We start from the raw sequence: 16,583 nt of genomic DNA on the forward strand, positions 1-16,583 counted from the left end.
AGATGCGTATCGGTGTCCTCACATCGATGATCGTCGCGGCGGCCCTCGTGGCCGCCGCGCCGGCTCATGCGCAACGCGCCAGCCTGGCCGACCGCGTGACCGTGCTCGAACAGCAGGCGATGAACACCCAGGCCAACACCGACATGCTGAACCAGCTCAACCAGCTGCGGACGCAGATGCAGTCGCTGGAAGCCACGATCGAGCAATTGCAGCACGACAACGAACAACTCAAGCAGCGCGCCAAGGACCAGTACCTGGACCTGGACGGCCGCCTGAACCGGCTCGAGGGTGGCGCCATGCCTCCGTTGCCGCCGGCCGGCGGAGCCGCACCGGCCGCTTCCGCACCGTCTGCCAAGCCGGCCGCCGCCGTTTCCGAGCGGCCGCCGTCGGTGCATGGCGATGCCGGCACGCTCAGCGCCACCGGCGACGAGCGCACCAGCTACAACGTCGCCTTCGACGCGCTGAAGGCCGGCAAGTACGCCGACTCGGCGAACCTGTTCCAGAGCTTTCTCGAGCTGTACCCGAACGGCGTCTACGCCCCCAATGCCTTGTACTGGCTGGGCGAGAGCTATTACGCCACCAAGAATTTCCCGCTGGCCGAGGCGCAGTTCCGCGACCTGATCGGCCGCTATCCGACCCACGACAAGGCGTCCGGCGCCCTGCTCAAGCTGGGCCTGTCGCAGTACGGCGAAGGCCATGCGCAGGAAGCCGAGCAGACCCTGCAGCAGGTGATCAGCCAGTATCCAGGCTCGGATGCCGCGCGCACCGCGCAGGACCGCCTGCAGTCGATCCGCATCGGCCAGCAACTGCGCTGAGCCCCCCAACGCTGCCGCCATCGTCGCGGGGCATCCTTTTCCCGCCATGGCCGCCGTTCCCAGCGATATCGTCCAAAGCCCGCTGCCGCGCCTGAAGCTGACGGAGATCTTCCTGTCGCTGCAGGGCGAGGCTGACAGCGCCGGCTGGCCGACCGTGTTCGTGCGCCTGACCGGCTGCCCGCTGCGCTGCAGCTACTGCGACACCGCCTACGCCTTCCACGGCGGGCAGTGGTGGGACATCGACGCGATCCTGGCCGAGGTGGCGCGCCACGGCGTGCGCCATGTCTGCGTGACCGGCGGCGAGCCGCTGGCGCAGAAGCGCTGCCTGCGCCTGCTCGAGCAACTGTGCGACGCCGGCTACGATGTGTCGCTGGAGACCTCCGGCGCGCTCGACATCGCCGAGGTGGACCCGCGCGTGTCGCGGGTGCTCGACATCAAGACCCCGGCCTCGCAGGAAGCGCACCGCAACCGCTGGGACAACCTGCCGCTGCTGACCGCGCGCGACCAGATCAAGTTCGTGCTGTGCGGCCGCGCCGACTACGAATGGGCGCGCGCGATCGTCGCCGAGCACCGCCTGCACGAGCGCTGCACGGTGTGGTTCTCGCCGAGCAAGAGCGAACTGGCCCCGCGCGACCTGGCCGACTGGATCGTCGCCGACCGCCTGCCGGTCCGCTTCCAGATGCAGCTGCACAAGCTGCTGTGGAACGACGAGCCGGGCCGTTGAGAAGCCGGGATTGGGGATTGGAGATTGGGGATTCGTAGAACTCCCTCCGATGTCCGATCGCGTGCTGTAGCTTTTGCGAATCCCCAATCTCCAATCCCCAATCTTGGCCCTTCAATGAAAAACGCCGTCGTCCTACTCTCCGGTGGCATGGATTCCGCCGTCGTCGTCGCCATCGCCCGCGAGCAGGGCTATGCCGTGCATGCGCTGAGCGTCAGCTATGGGCAGCGGCATACGTCCGAACTGGATGCGGCCACGCGCGTGGCCGCCGCGCTCGGCGCGGTGGCGCACAAGACCGTCAACGTCGACCTGCGCAGCATCGGCGGCTCCGCGCTGACCGACGACATCGAGGTGCCGGACGCGGGCGGCGCGGGCATTCCGGTCACCTACGTGCCGGCGCGCAACACCATCATGCTGTCGGTGGCGCTGGGCTGGGCCGAAGTGCTGGGTGCGGCGGACATCTTCTGCGGCGTCAACGCGGTGGACTACTCCGGCTATCCCGATTGCCGTCCGGAGTTCATCGACGCGTTCCAGACCCTGGCCAACCTGGCGACCAAGGCCGGCGTGGAGGGCGCAGGCCTGCGCGTGCATGCGCCGCTGCAGCGCATGAGCAAGGCCGACATCGTGCGCGAAGGCGTGCGCCTGGGCGTGGATTTTGGCCTGACCGTGTCCTGCTACCGCGCCGATGCCGACGGCCGCGCCTGCGGCCACTGCGACGCCTGCCGCCTGCGCGCGGCCGGTTTCGCCGATGCCGGCGTGGCCGACCCGACCCGCTACGCCTGATTTCGCGTTGACGCGGGGGTGGGGTAGAATACGCACCCCGGCGCAACGCCGGGGCATTGTTTTGGGCCGTTAGCTCAGTCGGTAGAGCAGAAGACTTTTAATCTTTTGGTCGATGGTTCGAATCCATCACGGCCCACCATTCAGTCCACTGATGTGCAGCCATCCAACGCCATTGGCGCGGCCCTGTACGGTCTGCCGGTGCTGGTTGGTGCCCATGCTGCGTGCGTCGAAGTCGGCCCGACAGTGGGCTCGTGGGCCTGGGGCGGCCCGATCTCAACGCGGGTTCGCCGCTTGGCTGAGCGGAATGGAGATCCGCGCTGGCACACCGAGTTGAGCCTTGCATTTCAGGTTGCCCTGCAAAGGGATCCAGTCCTGCGCTGCGAGCGGGCAGGCCGCGCGCAACTCGGCGACGTCCAGGACATCGCCCTTGAATCCCGGTATCTCCCATGGGTCTCCATGGAACTCGATCACCAACAGCCTGTCGGCTGGCCCTTCTTCGGGGACGGAGAAACCGTGCCGCCATTTGGTGAGGCCCCTCTCCATCTGCGTCCCGATGATGATTGCCGGCATACGTTTCTCCATATGAAAAACAAGGGCGGGGGTTCGCGGCCGCGCAAGCGGCGGGCCATGCATCCTTCCACTGGCAGGTCTCACCTGATGAGAATCGTCCGGGCCGGAAAGGGGCGCGTGCCCCGCGACGGATCGGAAGGGAGCTGCCGATCTTCACTCCCGGCATGGGCGCCAGCCACCTGTCCCGCGCGCTGCACTTGCAGGCGCTATGAAGCTTGGCGACGTGGGCGGTCGACCACGTGGGAACGCATGGCGCCTGCCGCAGCGAACCGGCGCCTGCCGTGCTGCGCCGGGCGCATCTCGATCCGGCGCATGCGGCTCAAGCGCCTTTCCGTCCGCGCTGCATGCTCGACGCCGCCGTGCGCAGCGCCTGGCTGATCTGCTGCAGCACGCTCGAACGTACCGCCGCGTGCTGCCAATAGAGCGGCACGTCGAGCCAGCGTTGCGGGTCGATGACGACGATCTGCTTCTCGCGCAGTCCGGCCGTGAGCATCTGCTCGGGAGCCAGGCACCATCCCAGGCCGCGCGCGGCGGCTTCGACGAAGCCGGTCGAGGTCGGCAGGTAGTGGATGGGAGGGGTCAGGCGGGTGCGGGTGATGCGTCGCACGAAGCGCGCCTGCAGGGCGTCCTTGCGGTTGAACACCATCATCGGCGCGTGAGCCAGCGCCGCCGCGTCGAGCCCCGCGGCGAAGTGGCGCGCGACGAACGCCGGCGAGGCGATCGCGTGGTAGCGCATGCTGCCCAGGGCATGCACGTTGCAGCCCTGCAGCGGCTTGCCCGCGGACGTGACCGCGCCGAGCACGGTGCCATTGCGCAGCAGCTCCAGCGTGTGGTCCTGGTCGTCCACGTGCACGTCGAACAGGAAGCCGTGCGCGTGGTGCAGCGACGCCAGCGCGGCGAGGAACCAGGTCTGCAGCGAGTCGTCGTTGACCGCGACCGCGATGCTGCGCGTGGGTCCGGCGTCGGTCGCGCCCGGTAGGAAATCGGCCATCGCCTCGGCTTCCAGCGCCTGCATCGGCCGCACCCGGCGCAGCAGTGCTTCGCCGGCAGGCGTCGGCCGGCACGGTGCCTGGCGCACCACCAGCACCTGCCCGAGGCGGTCCTCGAGCGCCTTGATCCGTTGCGAGATCGCCGACGGCGTCAGCGACAGCCGGCGCGCGGCCGCCTCGAAGCTGCCTTCGTCGAGCACGGCGGCGAACGCCGACAGTTGCGGATGAAGCAGGTCCATGCGCCCGGCCGATTAGAATTTCTGCATAGCCTACAGAATATTTAGCTTTTCTAATGGCACGGCCGAGGTCAGCATGCGCCTCCCGCAATCCTGGTCATCCTCATGGTTCTCGCAGCCTCGTTTGCCGGCTTCATCGCCAGTGCCGGCCTGATCATCGCGATCGGCGCGCAGAACGCGTTCGTCCTGCGCCAGGGCCTGAAGCGGCAACAGGTGGGCATGGTGGTGGCGGTCTGCGCGTTCGGGGACATCGCCTTGATCGTCCTCGGGGTGGCCGGCATCGGCGCGCTGGTGCAGCAATGGCCTGCACTGCTGCAGGTGCTGCGCTATGCAGGCGCGGCCTTCCTCGGCGTGTACGGCCTGATGGCGGCGCAGCGCGCCTGGCGCGGTGCCGGCGCATTGAAGGCGCAGGGCGAGGAGCCGGCGAGTCGGCGCCGCGTCCTGCTGACCTGCCTGGCCTTCACCTTTCTCAATCCGCACGTGTATCTCGACACGATGATCCTGCTCGGCAGCCTGTCCACCCGCTATCCGGGCGCGCTGCGCTGGGCGTTCGCGCTCGGCGCCTGCCTGGCCAGCGTGACCTGGTTCAGCAGCCTGGGCTATGGCGCGCGATGGCTGCAGCCGGTGTTCCGCACGCCCCGCGCATGGCGGGTGCTGGACGCCTGCATCGCGGTGTTCATGCTGGCGCTGTGCGGCCTGTTGCTGGTGCGTCCGCTCGGCTGACGCGAGCGGCCGTGCCGCGGGATGCGGCATCGGCATGCCGCGGTGCGCAGGATGCGCGCAATGGCGATGGCTACGCGGAGGCGGGCGCGGACCTGAGCATGCCGGCGAGGCTTTCGCTGAGGATCAGTTGCAGGTGCATGCGCTTGAGCTCCACGCCCACCATCATCATGTGCAGGCCGACGCACATCGCCGCGACCGCGTAGACGCGCGCCTGGAACTCCTGCTCGCTGCCATTCCAGCCGCCGTGGCCGCGCAACAGGCGCTTGAGCATGTCGCCGAGGTGTTCGATCAGGGAGATGCCCCGGCGCCGCGAATACTCGGCCAGTTCGGGGTCGCGCGCGGCCGCCAGGTCTATTTCCAGACCGAGCCGCAGCCGGCGGCCGTCGGCCTCGGACAGCAGCCATTCCTCCAGCGCGCCGGCGATGAAGTCGGTCGCGTCCAGGTGCGGCGGCCGCTCGATCATCCACATGGCGCGCAGCGATTGCTCGTAGCTGCGTTCCATCAACGCCCGCACTAGTCCGCGCTTGTCGCCGAAGCGCCGGCGCAACGCGCTGCAGGACACGCCGCCGGTCTCGGCGATCAGCTCGAAGGTGGTCGCGCCGAGGCCCTTGTCGGTGATGCACTGTTCGGCCGCGTCCAGCGCGGCGTCGCGGATGCGCTGCTCGCGTTCCCTGGCGCTGCGCAGGTCAACGAGATTGGACATGAGGAGCGTCCTGGCGAAAAGGTGGATGGTGACGGGATTGTGCCGGCGACGCCATGCCGCGCGCATGCGCGCGGCTGCTCTGCGGAGCGGCCACCGCGGCGGCCGAGCCGGCGATTGCAAGTATAATAATCATTCTCATTTGTCGGCGGCGTCTGGGTGGCGCCGCCTCGTCTCAAAGGATCCGTTGATGCCTTCGCCGCTTCCCCTGTCCGTCGCGCTGCTTCCGGCGCTGGCGGCCATCGCCTGCGCCCACGCGCAGTCGCCTTCCGCGCAGACCCTGGATACCGTCGTGGTCAGCGCCTCGCGCACCGACCAGCCGGCCGAAACGGCGCCGCAGACCGTGGTGGTGATCGACCGGCAGGAGATCGCCCAGCAGCTCGCCATCAGCAGCAATTCGTCGGATCTGCTGTCCAGCCTGCTGCCGTCGTATACGCCGAGCCGCGGCAAGATGAACGGCAGCGGCGAGACCTTGCGCGGGCGCACGCCGCTGATCCTGGTCGACGGCATTCCGCAGTCCAATCCGCTGCGCCCGACCGGGCGCGAAGCGCACACGATCGACTATGCGATGGTCGAGCGCATCGAGGTGATCCAGGGCGCCAATGCGATGAACGGCCTGGGCGCCACCGGCGGCACCATCAACCTGGTCACGCGCCGTCCGCAGCCGGGTGCGCTCAACCAGCACGTCGAGGTGCAGGCGACCGTGCCGACCACCGACGTCGACGCCGAGACCGCAAGCTACAAGGCCGGCTACCGCATCGACGGACGCCGCGACAAGCTCGACTACCTGCTCGCGGTCGGCTACGAGGACCAGGGCCTGTACCTGGATGGCGACGGGCGCGCGATCGGCACCGACGTGACCCAGGGCGACCTGATGGCCACCCGCGCCTACGACGTGCACGCCAAGCTGGGCTACTGGATCGACGACCGGCAGGAACTGCAGTTCAGTTCCAACCGCTATCGCATCAAGTCCAAGGCCGAGTACCTGAGCGTGGCCGGCGATCGCGAGCTCGGCATCCCCACCACCTCGGTGCGCGGCCGGCCGGAGGGCACGCCGCCTTGGAACGACGTGTGGACCACCGGCCTGTCCTACGCCCATCACGACCTGGCCGGCATGGAACTGAAGGCGATGGTGTTCAACCAGGAGTTCGAGGGGCTGTTCGGCGCCGACAACTCGGCCACCTTCCAGGACCCGCGCATCGCGCCCAACGGCACGCTGTACGACCAGTCGCGCTCGGTGGCGTCCAAGTGGGGATCCAAGACCAGCCTCGGCAAGGACGGCCTGCTCGATGGCCGGCTCAAGCTCACCGGCGGCGTCGACACCCTGTGGGACAGCGGCAAGCAGGACCTGTACGGCACCGGCCGCACCTACGTGCCCGAATCGGAGTACCGCGACCTGGCCGCGTTCGTGCAGGGCGAATACCGGCTGCTGCCGCAGCTGACCGTGCATGGCGGCCTGCGCCACGAGGACGCGAAGCTGACCATCGACAGCTACCAGACCCTGGCGCGCTACAACCGGGTGCAGGTGCAGGGCGGCCGCCTGTCCTTCGCCGAGACGCTGTACAACGCCGGCGCGGTGCTGGCGCCGAGCGAGCGCTTCAACGTCTTCGCCAGCTATTCCGAAGGCTTCGGCATGCCCGACGTGGGCCGGGTGCTGCGGTCGATCAATACGCCCGGCACCAGCGTCGCCAGCCTCAGCGCGCTGCAGCCGGTGCTCACCCGCAACGTGGAACTGGGCACGCGCATGCGCGGCCAGGCCTGGGACGTCGATGTGGGCGTGTTCCAGTCGCGCTCGGATTACGGCACCCGCGTGATCGCGGTGGACGGCGCGTTCCAGATGGCGCGGGAGAAGACCCGCATCGAGGGCGTGGACGCCAGCGTCACGTACCGGGTCGACGACCGGCAGCGCCTCGGCCTGGCCTATGCGTATACGCGCGGGCGCTACGACAGCGACGGCAACGGCAGCCTGGACGCGCATCTGGACGGGCTGAACGTCGCGCCCAACCGCGTCATCGGCAGCTGGGCGTCGCAGTGGACGCCGCGGCTGTCCAGCTTCGTGCAGGCGCAATACGCCTTCAGCCGCAGCTTCGACGATCCGCAAAAGCGCTTCAGCGGCTACGCGCTGGTCGATGCGGCGCTGAACTACAGGCTGCGCCAGGGCGAGCTGCGCCTGGCCGCGGCCAACCTGCTCGATCGCCAGTACATCACCTACTACTCGCAGAGCGCGCTGGTCGAACCGGACCGCTACTTCGCCGGGCGCGGGCGCACGCTGACGGTGGGCTACAGCCTGGATTTCTGAGCGGCGGCCGCTGCGCGCGCGGGCGGAGACGCGTTTCGCGTCCTTGCTGCGCGCGCACGTCGTCACACGCTTTCGTCTGGCGACGGATGCAGGGTATGCAGCGGAAGGTTGACGCTCCGCCTGCGGATTCCCAACGCTAGCGGTTCTCCTGCGCGTCTACGCGTCGCTCCGCTGGAGCCAGGCGTGGCGCATGCGCCGGCTGGCGCGCGTGGCGAGACCTTGGCTGCCGACGACCTGGGCATGACGGATGGCAGCTTGCGCGGCGCCGGCGCAAGCACGCTGCCGCTGCTGCGCGGCTGGCTGGCGGCTACCAGCCGCCGTAGGGATAGCCGTAGCCGCCGCGGCCGTAATAGCCGCCGTGGCCTTCGCTCTGGCCGACGCTGATGCTGATGCCGACTTCGCGCGGCTTGCCGTCGTCGTTGTAGTAGGTCTTGCACAGATTGAGGTTGGCGGCCTGGTAGTTGCTGTTGCCGCCGCGCGAGGAATAGCCGAAACCGGTGGCGACGCTGCCGTGGACGTCGCCCTTGCAGCGGTCGGCGCGGGCCTGTTCGGCCTCGGCCAGGGCCTGGATGGCCGCGGCCTTCTGCGCCGAGGCCGAGGTGCCGCTGGTGTCGCCGTAGTAGGCGCCGGGCGGGTCGGCCTTGTACACCGGGTCGCTGCCGTAGGTGATCGGCTGCTGCGGCACGCTCAGGTCCAGCGCGCGCTTGGCCGCTTCGCCGTCGCTGGTGCTGCCGTTGGCGGCGGTCTGTGCCATGGCCGGGCCGGCGAGCAGGGCGCAGGCGAGCAGGAGGGATCGTTTCATCGGGCATACGCCAAGGAAAGAGGGGCCGGGTGGCGGCAGCCGCAGTCGCCGTCACCGTGAACCGACGCTATCAATACCACGTTGAACCCGGCCTGTCGGCGGCCGGGAATTTTCTTGCCGGTGCCGGCCACAAGCCGCGACATGGCGGCAAACGGCCGGCGCGGACGCGCCGGCTAGCCCTGTTGCTGGACGATGTCGATCAACTGCTGGCCGTAACGGGCCAGCTTGGTGCCGCCGATGCCGCCGACGTGGGCCAGTTCGTCCAGGCTGGTCGGGCGCTGTTCGGCGATGTTGCGCAGGGTGCTGTCGTGGAAGATCACGAACGCCGGCACGTTCTGTTCCTTGGCCAGGCTGGCGCGCAGGTCGCGCAGCGCGTTGAACAGGGTCAGGTCCTGCGGCTGCACCGGCACGCCGGTGCGCGGGCTGCCGCTGCGGTCGCCGCGTTCGCGGCCGCGGCTGGGCGCCTCGCGGCGCATCATGATCTGGCGCTCGCCCTTGAGCACCTGGCGGCTGGCGTCGGTCAGGCGCAGCCCGCCGTAGGCGTCGCTGTCCACTTCCAGCAGGCCGGTGGCGACCAACTGCCGAAACACGCCGCGCCAGGCGCGCGCGTCCAGGTCCTTGCCGATGCCGTAGGTGCTGAGCCGGTCGTGGCCGAACTGCTTGATCTTCTCGCCGTCGCTGCCGCGCAGGATGTCGATCAGGTGGCCCACGCCGAAGCGCTGGCCGCTGCGGTAGACGCAGCTCAGCGCCTTCTGCACGGCGACGGTGGCATCCCAGGCCGCGGCCGGGGTCAGGCAGTTGTCGCAGTTGCCGCAGGGCTGCGGGTAGGTCTCGCCGAAGCTGGCCAGCAGCACCTGGCGCCGGCACTGCATCGATTCGCAGTAGCCGAGCAGCTGGTCGAGCTTGCGCCGCTCCACCCGCTTGCGGTCCTCGCCGGCCTCGCCCTGTTCGATCATCTGCTTGAGCAGCACCACGTCGCCCAGGCCGTAGCACAGCCAGGCTTCGGCGGGCTCGCCGTCGCGGCCGGCGCGGCCGGTTTCCTGGTAGTAGCCTTCCAGCGACTTGGGCAGGTCGGTATGCGCGACGAAGCGCACGTCGGGCTTGTCGATGCCCATGCCGAAGGCGATGGTGGCGCACATCACGATGCCGTCCTCGCGCAGGAAGCGGCGCTGGTTGCCGGCGCGGACCTCGGCCGGCAGGCCGGCGTGGTAGGGCAGGGCGTTGAGCCCTTCCTTGGCCAGGAACTCGGCGGTTTCCTCGACCTTGCGCCGCGACAGGCAGTAGACGATGCCGGCGCTGCCGCGGTGGGCGCGCAGGAAATCCAGCAGCTGGCGGCGGCTGTTGTCCTTCTGCACCACGGTGTAGCGGATGTTGGGGCGGTCGAAGGAGCTGACGAAGTGGCGCGCCTGGGTCAGGTCCAGGCGCTCGGCGATCTCGCGCTGGGTCGGCGGATCGGCGGTGGCGGTCAGGGCGATGCGCGGGATCTGCGGCCAGCGCTCGTGCAGCACGGTGAGCTGGCGGTATTCGGGGCGGAAGTCGTGGCCCCACTGCGACACGCAGTGCGCCTCGTCGATCGCGAACAGGGCGATGCGGCTGCGCTCGACCAGCGACAGGAAGCGCGGGGTCAGCAGGCGCTCGGGGGCCACGTACAGCAGGTCCAGTTCGCCGGCCAGCAGTTCGCGCTCGACCCGCTGCGCGGTCTCGCCGTCCAGCGTGGAGTTGAGGTACTCGGCGCGCACGCCGAGCTGGCGCAGCGCCTCGACCTGGTCCTGCATCAGCGCGATCAGCGGCGAGATCACGATGCCGGTGCCGTCGCGCAGCAGCGAGGGGATCTGGTAGCACAGCGACTTGCCGCCGCCGGTGGGCATCAGCACCAGCGCGTCCTGGCCGGCGGCGACATGTTCGACGATGTCCTGCTGCGGGCCGCGGAACTGGTCGTAGCCGAACACGCGGCTGAGCACGGAATGAGCGGAAGATTGCATGCGCCTAGGATACCGCGTAGGTCAAGCGCGGCCGTGCGGCGCCACCGCGCCTGGCGGCGTCAGGCGAGCGCGGCGGCGTGCGTAGGCATTGCCCGACGTGCGCGGCGCCTGCCGACGAAGTGGCCGAACAGCAGCACCGGCAGCGCGACCAGCAGCGCCGCCGAGCAGGCCAGCGCCGGCGCGATCGGCGCCAGCAGTTGCACCGGATGGCCCGGGTCGTACCCGCGCGCCCACAGCGCCACCGCCATCATGCCCAGGCCGCTCAGCAACACCAGCAAGGCCAGCGCGGTGGTCTTCGGCAGGCTGCGCTGCTGCGGCTGGCAACTGTCCACCGCCAGCGCCAGCGTGACGCACGCGGCCCATACCCCGGCGAACCAGTTCAGCGCGGGGACGAGGAAGCCGACGCTGTAGTTGATCGCGGTCAGCACGGCCAGCAGCAGTGCGACCAGGCCATGTCCGCCGTTGCTGGGCACGCCCGAGTCGCCCAGCTGCCACCAGGAATGCAAGCCGGCGGCCAGGCCGGCCGCGACGCCGGCGGCGCAGCCCAGCACGATGGCCAGCAAGGGGCGACGCAGCGAGGGGTACGGAGCAGGCATCGAACGTCCATGTGGGCGGAGCGGGCGCTCCGCCCGCCAGTATGCACGACGCCTGGGAAACAAGCGTCCCTTGCGACCCAGGCGCCGCGTGCAAGCCCTCTTAGGCAGGGCCCGCGGTGCCATTCGACAGGCTCAACGCGCTGGAATGCGGCAGCCTTCGCTGGCAGCGCCTGGACGAGATTCCCCAAGGCCTTCGCGCCACCGGTCCGCCACAGCGCTTCGGCGGGAATCGGAAGCCGCGTGCAGGCCCGAAGTCCGCATCGCCCCCGGGGAAAGCCATGCCTGCCGGGCAGGCATGGCCGTCGTGCCTGTCACTGCAGCAGCGAACGCAGCATCCAGGCGTACTTTTCGTGGGTCTGCAGGCGCTGGGTCAGCATGTCCACCGATGGATCGTCGCCGGCGTCGTCGGCGGTCTTGAGTACCTTGCGCGCGGTGCGGCACACCGCCTCGTTGCCGACCACCAGCTGGCGCACCATCTCGCGCCAGTCGGCGCTGTCGGTCAGGCCCGGCTCTTCCGGGATCGAGGTCAGCGCGGCGAATTCCTTGTACGAGCCCGGCGCGTTGAAGCCCAGCGCGCGGATGCGCTCGGCGACGTCGTCCAGCGCGGCCCACTGTTCGGTGTACTGGGTCTCGAACATCAGGTGCAGCGAGTTGAACATCGACCCGGTCACGTTCCAGTGGAAGTTGTGGGTCTTCAGGTACAGCGTGAACGCGTCGGCCATGAACTGCGACAGGCCGTCGGCGATCTTCTTGCGGTCGCCGCCGCTGATCCCGATATCGATGTTCGGGGCCGAGGGCGCCAGCGCGGCCAGCGACGGGTTGGGCGGGGTCTTGCTCTTGCCGGGGGTCTTGCTCTTGGCCATGGGTGGATCCTCCTGAGGGGTTACGAACGATATGGCGTCACAATAGACAGACTAAAGCATTGGCTGTCATTCAAAGTTCAACGGCACCTGATTGATGAGCACTATCGAAAAACACCTGGCCACCCGCCTGCGCGAGCGCCGCGCCGCCATCGATGCGGCGCTGACCCGCGACCGCGGCCGCCTGTTCGGCCTATGGTCGCGCTGGCAGGCCGCGCCCGGCAATCCCGCGGCGGAAGCGGCGTTCGAGCAGGCGCTGGCCGCGTCGCGGGCGCGCTGCGAGGCGCGCGCGGCGGCGCAGCCGGCGATCACCCTGGACGAGCAGCTGCCGATCGCGCGCGAGGCCGAGCGCATCGTGGCGCTGATCCGCGCGCACCAGGTGGTGGTCATCGCCGGCGAGACCGGCTCGGGCAAGACCACCCAGCTGCCGAAGCTGTGCCTGGCCGCCGGCCGCGGCGCCGCCGGCATGATCGGCTGCACCCAGCCGCGGCGCCTGGCCGCGCGCGCGGTGGCCACGCGCGTGGCCGAGGAACTGCGCACGCCGGTGGGCGGCGCGGTGGGCTTCCAGGTGCGCTTCAACGACCGGGTCGGCGAGGAGACCCGGATCAAGTTCATGACCGACGGCATCCTGCTGGCCGAGATCGCCAGCGATCGCTGGCTGTCCAGCTACGACACGATCATCGTCGACGAGGCGCACGAGCGCAGCCTCAACATCGATTTCCTGCTCGGCTACCTCAAGCAGCTGCTGCGCAAGCGCCCGGAGCTGAAGGTGATCGTGACCTCGGCCACGATCGACACCGCGCGCTTCGCCGAGCATTTCGACGGCGCCCCGGTGATCAGCGTCGAGGGCCGCACCTTCCCGGTGGAGGTGCGCTACCGGCCGCTGGAAGAGCCGGGATTGGAGAGTGGGGAGTTGGGATTGGCAGAAGCGCGAGAGGGCCAGCGTTCGCCGCGAACGGCCGTTGCGAATCCCCAATCCCCCATCCCGACGCCCGGCCTCACCGTCAACGACGCGATCGTGGCCGCGGTGGACGAGATCACCCGCCTGGACCCGCGCGGCGACGTGCTGTTATTCCTGCCCGGCGAGCGCGAGATCCGCGACGCGCACCAGGCGCTGGAGCGGCGCAAGTACCGCGAGACCGAGGTGCTGCCGCTGTACGCGCGGCTGTCCAACAGCGACCAGGACCGGGTGTTCAATCCCGGCCTGCGGCGGCGCCTGGTGCTGGCCACCAACGTCGCCGAGACCTCGCTGACGGTGCCGCGGATCCGCTACGTGGTCGATCCGGGCTTTGCCCGGGTCAAGCGCTACAGCCCGCGGCAGAAGCTGGACCGGTTGCACATCGAGCCGATCTCGCAGGCCAGCGCCAACCAGCGCAAGGGCCGCTGCGGACGCGTGGCCGAGGGCATCTGCTACCGGCTGTACGCCGAGGCCGATTTCCAGGCGCGGCCGGAATTCACCGATCCGGAGATCCGCCGTTCCAGCCTCGCCGGGGTGATCCTGCGCATGCTGCAGCTGGGCCTGGGGCGGATCGAGGATTTCCCGTTCCTGGAGCCGCCGGACGAGCGCGCGGTGGCCGACGGCTGGCAGCAGCTGGTGGAACTGGGCGCGGTCGGCGAGCCCGACCGCCACGGCCTGCGCAAGCTCACCGAGATCGGCCGCAAGATGGCGCGGCTGCCGGTGGACGTGAAGCTGGCGCGGATGCTGGTGGCCGCGCAGCAGCACGGCTGCCTGCGGCCGATGCTGGTGATCGCCGCGTTCCTGGGCATCCAGGACCCGCGCGAACGCCCGCCGGAGGCGCGCGAGGCGGCCGACAACGCGCACGCGAAGTTCGCCGATGCGCGCTCGGAATTCGTCGGCATCCTGCGCCTGTGGGACGGCTACCGGCAGGCGCACGAGGAACTGACCCAGTCCAAGCTGCGCGACTGGTGCGGGCGGCATTTCCTTGGTTTCCTGCGCATGCGCGAGTGGCGCGAGCTGCACCGCCAGCTGCACCTGCTGTGCGAGGAACTGGGCTGGAGCGAGGAGCCGGCGGCAGCCTCGCTGCTGCCGTTGCTGGCCGGCGCGGCATCGCCGCCGCCCACCCGCGACGCCGAGACCAGCGCACGCGCCACGCGCGGGCAGTTGCACCGCGCCGCGCGGCTGGCGCGCGAGGGGCGCAGCGACCCTGCGCCGGCGCCCGCCGAGCAGTCCCGGCCCGCGCCGCCGGCCAGCGCGGCCGACGACGCGCCGCGCGCCAGCGAGCGCGAACGCGCCGCCGCCTACCAGGCGCTGCACCGCGCGCTGCTCGCCGGCCTGCCGACCCAGGTCGGCCACCGCACCGAGAAAGGCGATTTCCTGGCGCCGCGGCAGCGCCGCTTCCTGCTGTTCCCCGGCTCGGCGCTGGCGCGCAAGCCGCCGCCGTGGGTGCTGCCGGCCACGCTGCTGGACACGCAGAAGGTGTGGGGCCTGACCAATGCCGCGGTCGAGCCGGACTGGGTCATCGCCGAGCTGCCGCACCTGCTGGCGCGCAAGCATTTCGACCCGCACTGGTCGCGCGCGCAGGGGCAGGTGCTGGCGTCGGAGCAGATCAGCCTGTTCGGGCTGGTGCTGGCGCCGAAGAAGCCGGTGCACTACGGCCGCATCGATCCGCCCGGCGCGCACGATCTGTTCGTGCGCCAGGGCCTGGTGCCTGGCGAGATCAACACCCGCGCCAGCTTCGTCGCCGACAACCAGAAGGTGCTGGCGCAGGCGCACGAGGAAGAGGCCAAGCTGCGCCGCGCCGGCATCGTCGCCGACGAGGACTGGCAGGCGCGCTGGTACCTGGACCGGATTCCGGGCGAGATCCATTCGGCGGCGGGTCTGGACGCGTGGTGGAAGGCGTTGCCGCCGGAGCAGCGGCGCGCGCTGCACTGGTCGCTGGCCGACCTGCTGCCGGGCGAAGGCAGCGAGGCCGATCGCTACCCGAAGTACTTCGCGCTGGGCGATGCGCGGCTGGCGCTGCACTACACGTTCGAGCCCGGTGCGGCCGACGACGGCGTGACCCTGGAGGTGCCGCTGCACCTGCTCAATGCGCTGGATCCGGCGCGGCTGTCGTGGCTGGCGCCGGGCTTCGTCGCCGACAAGGCCGCGGCGCTGATCCGCAGCCTGCCCAAGGCGCTGCGGCGCAACTACGTGCCCGCGCCGGATTTCGCCCGCGCCTTCCACGAGGCGTTCCCGCAGCCCAGCGCCGACGACATCCGCGGCGAGCTGGCGCGCTTCCTGCAGCGCGCCACCGGTGCGGCGCTGGGCGCGCTGGACTTCGACGACGGCGCGCTGGAGCCGCACCTGCGCATGAACCTGCGCCTGCGCGACGAGAGCGGCAAGGTGCTGGCCGAGTCGCGCGACCTGGAGGCGCTGCGCGCGCGCTTCGGCGACCGCGCCGGGCAGGCATTCGCCGCGCGTGCCGGGCGCGAGATGGCCGCCGAGGGCCTGCGCGAGTTCCCGTCCGCGCCGATCCCGCTGCAGGTGCCCGGCGAGGCCGGGGTGCCGGCGTATCCGGCGCTGGTCGACGAAGGCGAGGCGGCGGCGCTGCGCATCTTCGCCGACCGCGCGCAGGCCGAGGCCGAACACCCGCGCGGCGTGCGCCGGCTGCTGGAGATCGCGCTGGCCGACAAGGTCAAGCAGGCGCGCAAGCAACTGCCGGTGTCGCCGAAGACCGGGCTGCTGTATGCGGCGATCGAATCGCAGGAGCGGCTGCGCGGCGACCTGGTCGATGCGGCGTTGAATGCCTTGCTCGAAGATGGCCTGGACGCGATCCGCGATCCCGGCAGCTTCGCCCAGCGCCGCGACGCGGCCGGCAGGCAGCTGTTCGGCGAGGCGATGGAGCGGCTGAAACTGGCCGAGGCGATCATGGGCGCGGCGGCGGAACTGAAGCCGCAGCTGGAATCGCCGCTGATGGGCTGGGCCAGCGGCAACCTCGACGACCTGCGCGCGCAGCTGGCGGCGCTGGTGCATCCGGGCTTCCTGCGCGAGACCCCGGCCACCGCGCTGGCGCAGTTCCCGCGCTACCTGCGCGCGATGATCCTGCGCGCCGAGCGCGCCAAGCGCGATCCGGCGCGCGACCAGGCGCGGATGCTGGAACTCAAGCCCTTCGTCGATGCGCTGGCGGACGCCGCCGCGGCCGGACGCAGCGCCGATCCGCAATGGCAGGCGCTGCGCTGGGACCTGGAAGAGTTGCGGGTGTCGCTGTTCGCGCAGGAACTGGGCGCCAAGCCCGGGATCTCGGCGAAGAAGCTGGCGCAGAGAGTCACGGCGTTGAGGTGAGACTCGGGACTCGGGACTCGGGACTCGGGACTCGGGACTCGGGACGACAGGATGATGTTCCTGCGCAAATCGCTGTCAAGCGATTTGATGAAAGAAGTGCCGCTTTCTTTGAAGAAAAAGCGACTTTTCTAGCTGTGGATCATTCGCTTTTCTGTAGGAGCGGCTTCAGCCGCGACGCGTTGTCGATAGAGCGTCGCGGCTGAAGCCGCTCCTACAGAAAAGCAA

At 70.0% G+C, this 16,583-nt stretch carries 13 protein-coding genes and 1 tRNA gene; 7 read left to right on the forward strand and 7 right to left on the reverse strand.

The window, feature by feature from the left end; genetic code table 11:
- The first annotated feature begins 2 nt into the window (after nucleotides 1-2).
- From ybgF to OCJ37_RS05570, 4 genes are all read left to right on the forward strand, one after another.
- Nucleotides 3-815, forward strand: a complete 813-nt coding sequence (ybgF, locus tag OCJ37_RS05555) for a tol-pal system protein YbgF (protein WP_263112687.1) — start codon at nucleotides 3-5, stop codon at nucleotides 813-815.
- A gap of 46 nt (nucleotides 816-861) precedes the next feature.
- Nucleotides 862-1,539: a 7-carboxy-7-deazaguanine synthase QueE gene (gene queE, locus OCJ37_RS05560; protein WP_263112688.1), complete on the forward strand. Its 678-nt coding sequence runs from the start codon at nucleotides 862-864 to the stop codon at nucleotides 1,537-1,539.
- A 114-nt stretch (nucleotides 1,540-1,653) separates the two neighbouring features.
- A complete protein-coding gene (gene queC / locus OCJ37_RS05565) occupies nucleotides 1,654-2,319 on the forward strand; it encodes a 7-cyano-7-deazaguanine synthase QueC (protein WP_263112689.1) in 666 nt (221 codons plus the stop codon).
- A gap of 63 nt (nucleotides 2,320-2,382) precedes the next feature.
- Nucleotides 2,383-2,458, forward strand: a tRNA-Lys gene (locus OCJ37_RS05570).
- Between the two features lie 134 nt (nucleotides 2,459-2,592).
- Here OCJ37_RS05570 and OCJ37_RS05575 read toward each other — a convergent pair.
- The gene (locus OCJ37_RS05575; protein WP_179566524.1) at nucleotides 2,593-2,889 is read right to left on the reverse strand and encodes a hypothetical protein; all 297 of its coding nucleotides are present in this window, start codon (nucleotides 2,887-2,889) and stop codon (nucleotides 2,593-2,595) included.
- Nucleotides 2,890-3,208: 319 nt separating this feature from the next.
- Nucleotides 3,209-4,117 carry a LysR family transcriptional regulator ArgP gene (locus tag OCJ37_RS05580; protein ID WP_263112690.1) on the reverse strand — a complete coding sequence of 303 codons (909 nt, stop codon included), beginning with the start codon at nucleotides 4,115-4,117 and terminating at the stop codon, nucleotides 3,209-3,211.
- 102 nt (nucleotides 4,118-4,219) lie between these two features.
- On the opposite strand from OCJ37_RS05580, the gene OCJ37_RS05585 reads away from it, so the two are divergent.
- Nucleotides 4,220-4,837: a LysE/ArgO family amino acid transporter gene (locus tag OCJ37_RS05585; protein WP_263112691.1), complete on the forward strand. Its 618-nt coding sequence runs from the start codon at nucleotides 4,220-4,222 to the stop codon at nucleotides 4,835-4,837.
- 70 nt (nucleotides 4,838-4,907) lie between these two features.
- Here OCJ37_RS05585 and OCJ37_RS05590 read toward each other — a convergent pair whose 3' ends face one another.
- Nucleotides 4,908-5,540, reverse strand: a complete 633-nt coding sequence (locus OCJ37_RS05590; RefSeq protein ID WP_263112692.1) for a TetR/AcrR family transcriptional regulator — start codon at nucleotides 5,538-5,540, stop codon at nucleotides 4,908-4,910.
- Between the two features lie 187 nt (nucleotides 5,541-5,727).
- Between OCJ37_RS05590 and OCJ37_RS05595 the strand changes: the two genes are divergently transcribed.
- Nucleotides 5,728-7,836, forward strand: coding sequence for a TonB-dependent receptor (locus OCJ37_RS05595; RefSeq protein ID WP_263112693.1), 2,109 nt, complete (start codon nucleotides 5,728-5,730; stop codon nucleotides 7,834-7,836).
- A 307-nt stretch (nucleotides 7,837-8,143) separates the two neighbouring features.
- On the opposite strand, the gene OCJ37_RS05600 is transcribed toward OCJ37_RS05595, so the two are convergent.
- From OCJ37_RS05600 to OCJ37_RS05615, 4 genes are all read right to left on the reverse strand, one after another.
- Complete coding sequence (locus OCJ37_RS05600; RefSeq protein WP_263112694.1) at nucleotides 8,144-8,638, reverse strand: hypothetical protein; 495 nt, start codon at nucleotides 8,636-8,638, stop codon at nucleotides 8,144-8,146.
- A gap of 173 nt (nucleotides 8,639-8,811) precedes the next feature.
- Nucleotides 8,812-10,620, reverse strand: coding sequence for a DNA helicase RecQ (gene recQ / locus OCJ37_RS05605; RefSeq protein ID WP_263112695.1), 1,809 nt, complete (start codon nucleotides 10,618-10,620; stop codon nucleotides 8,812-8,814).
- Between the two features lie 59 nt (nucleotides 10,621-10,679).
- Nucleotides 10,680-11,216 (reverse strand): hypothetical protein, encoded by a 537-nt coding sequence (locus OCJ37_RS05610; protein ID WP_263112696.1) that lies wholly within the window; start codon nucleotides 11,214-11,216, stop codon nucleotides 10,680-10,682.
- A 311-nt stretch (nucleotides 11,217-11,527) separates the two neighbouring features.
- The gene (locus tag OCJ37_RS05615) at nucleotides 11,528-12,079 is read right to left on the reverse strand and encodes a Dps family protein (RefSeq protein WP_263112697.1); all 552 of its coding nucleotides are present in this window, start codon (nucleotides 12,077-12,079) and stop codon (nucleotides 11,528-11,530) included.
- Between the two features lie 94 nt (nucleotides 12,080-12,173).
- On the opposite strand from OCJ37_RS05615, the gene hrpA reads away from it, so the two are divergent.
- Entirely contained in the window at nucleotides 12,174-16,358 is a 4,185-nt protein-coding gene (hrpA, locus tag OCJ37_RS05620) for an ATP-dependent RNA helicase HrpA (protein ID WP_263112698.1), read from the forward strand.
- Nucleotides 16,359-16,583: the final 225 nt, after the last annotated feature.

It is taken from the genome of Xanthomonas sp. AM6 (genome assembly GCF_025665335.1).
Taxonomy (GTDB): domain Bacteria; phylum Pseudomonadota; class Gammaproteobacteria; order Xanthomonadales; family Xanthomonadaceae; genus Xanthomonas_A.

Excerpts from the sequence above, each read along its gene's own strand:
- ybgF (WP_263112687.1), top strand. The coding sequence starts at position 3 with ATGCGTATCGGTGTCCTCACATCGATGATCGTCGCGGCGGCCCTCGTG.
- queE (WP_263112688.1), top strand. The coding sequence starts at position 862 with ATGGCCGCCGTTCCCAGCGATATCGTCCAAAGCCCGCTGCCGCGCCTG.
- queC (WP_263112689.1), top strand. The coding sequence starts at position 1,654 with ATGAAAAACGCCGTCGTCCTACTCTCCGGTGGCATGGATTCCGCCGTC.
- OCJ37_RS05575 (WP_179566524.1), bottom strand. The coding sequence starts at position 2,889 with ATGCCGGCAATCATCATCGGGACGCAGATGGAGAGGGGCCTCACCAAA.
- OCJ37_RS05580 (WP_263112690.1), bottom strand. The coding sequence starts at position 4,117 with ATGGACCTGCTTCATCCGCAACTGTCGGCGTTCGCCGCCGTGCTCGAC.
- OCJ37_RS05585 (WP_263112691.1), top strand. The coding sequence starts at position 4,220 with ATGGTTCTCGCAGCCTCGTTTGCCGGCTTCATCGCCAGTGCCGGCCTG.
- OCJ37_RS05590 (WP_263112692.1), bottom strand. The coding sequence starts at position 5,540 with ATGTCCAATCTCGTTGACCTGCGCAGCGCCAGGGAACGCGAGCAGCGC.
- OCJ37_RS05595 (WP_263112693.1), top strand. The coding sequence starts at position 5,728 with ATGCCTTCGCCGCTTCCCCTGTCCGTCGCGCTGCTTCCGGCGCTGGCG.
- OCJ37_RS05600 (WP_263112694.1), bottom strand. The coding sequence starts at position 8,638 with ATGAAACGATCCCTCCTGCTCGCCTGCGCCCTGCTCGCCGGCCCGGCC.
- recQ (WP_263112695.1), bottom strand. The coding sequence starts at position 10,620 with ATGCAATCTTCCGCTCATTCCGTGCTCAGCCGCGTGTTCGGCTACGAC.
- OCJ37_RS05610 (WP_263112696.1), bottom strand. The coding sequence starts at position 11,216 with ATGCCTGCTCCGTACCCCTCGCTGCGTCGCCCCTTGCTGGCCATCGTG.
- OCJ37_RS05615 (WP_263112697.1), bottom strand. The coding sequence starts at position 12,079 with ATGGCCAAGAGCAAGACCCCCGGCAAGAGCAAGACCCCGCCCAACCCG.
- hrpA (WP_263112698.1), top strand. The coding sequence starts at position 12,174 with ATGAGCACTATCGAAAAACACCTGGCCACCCGCCTGCGCGAGCGCCGC.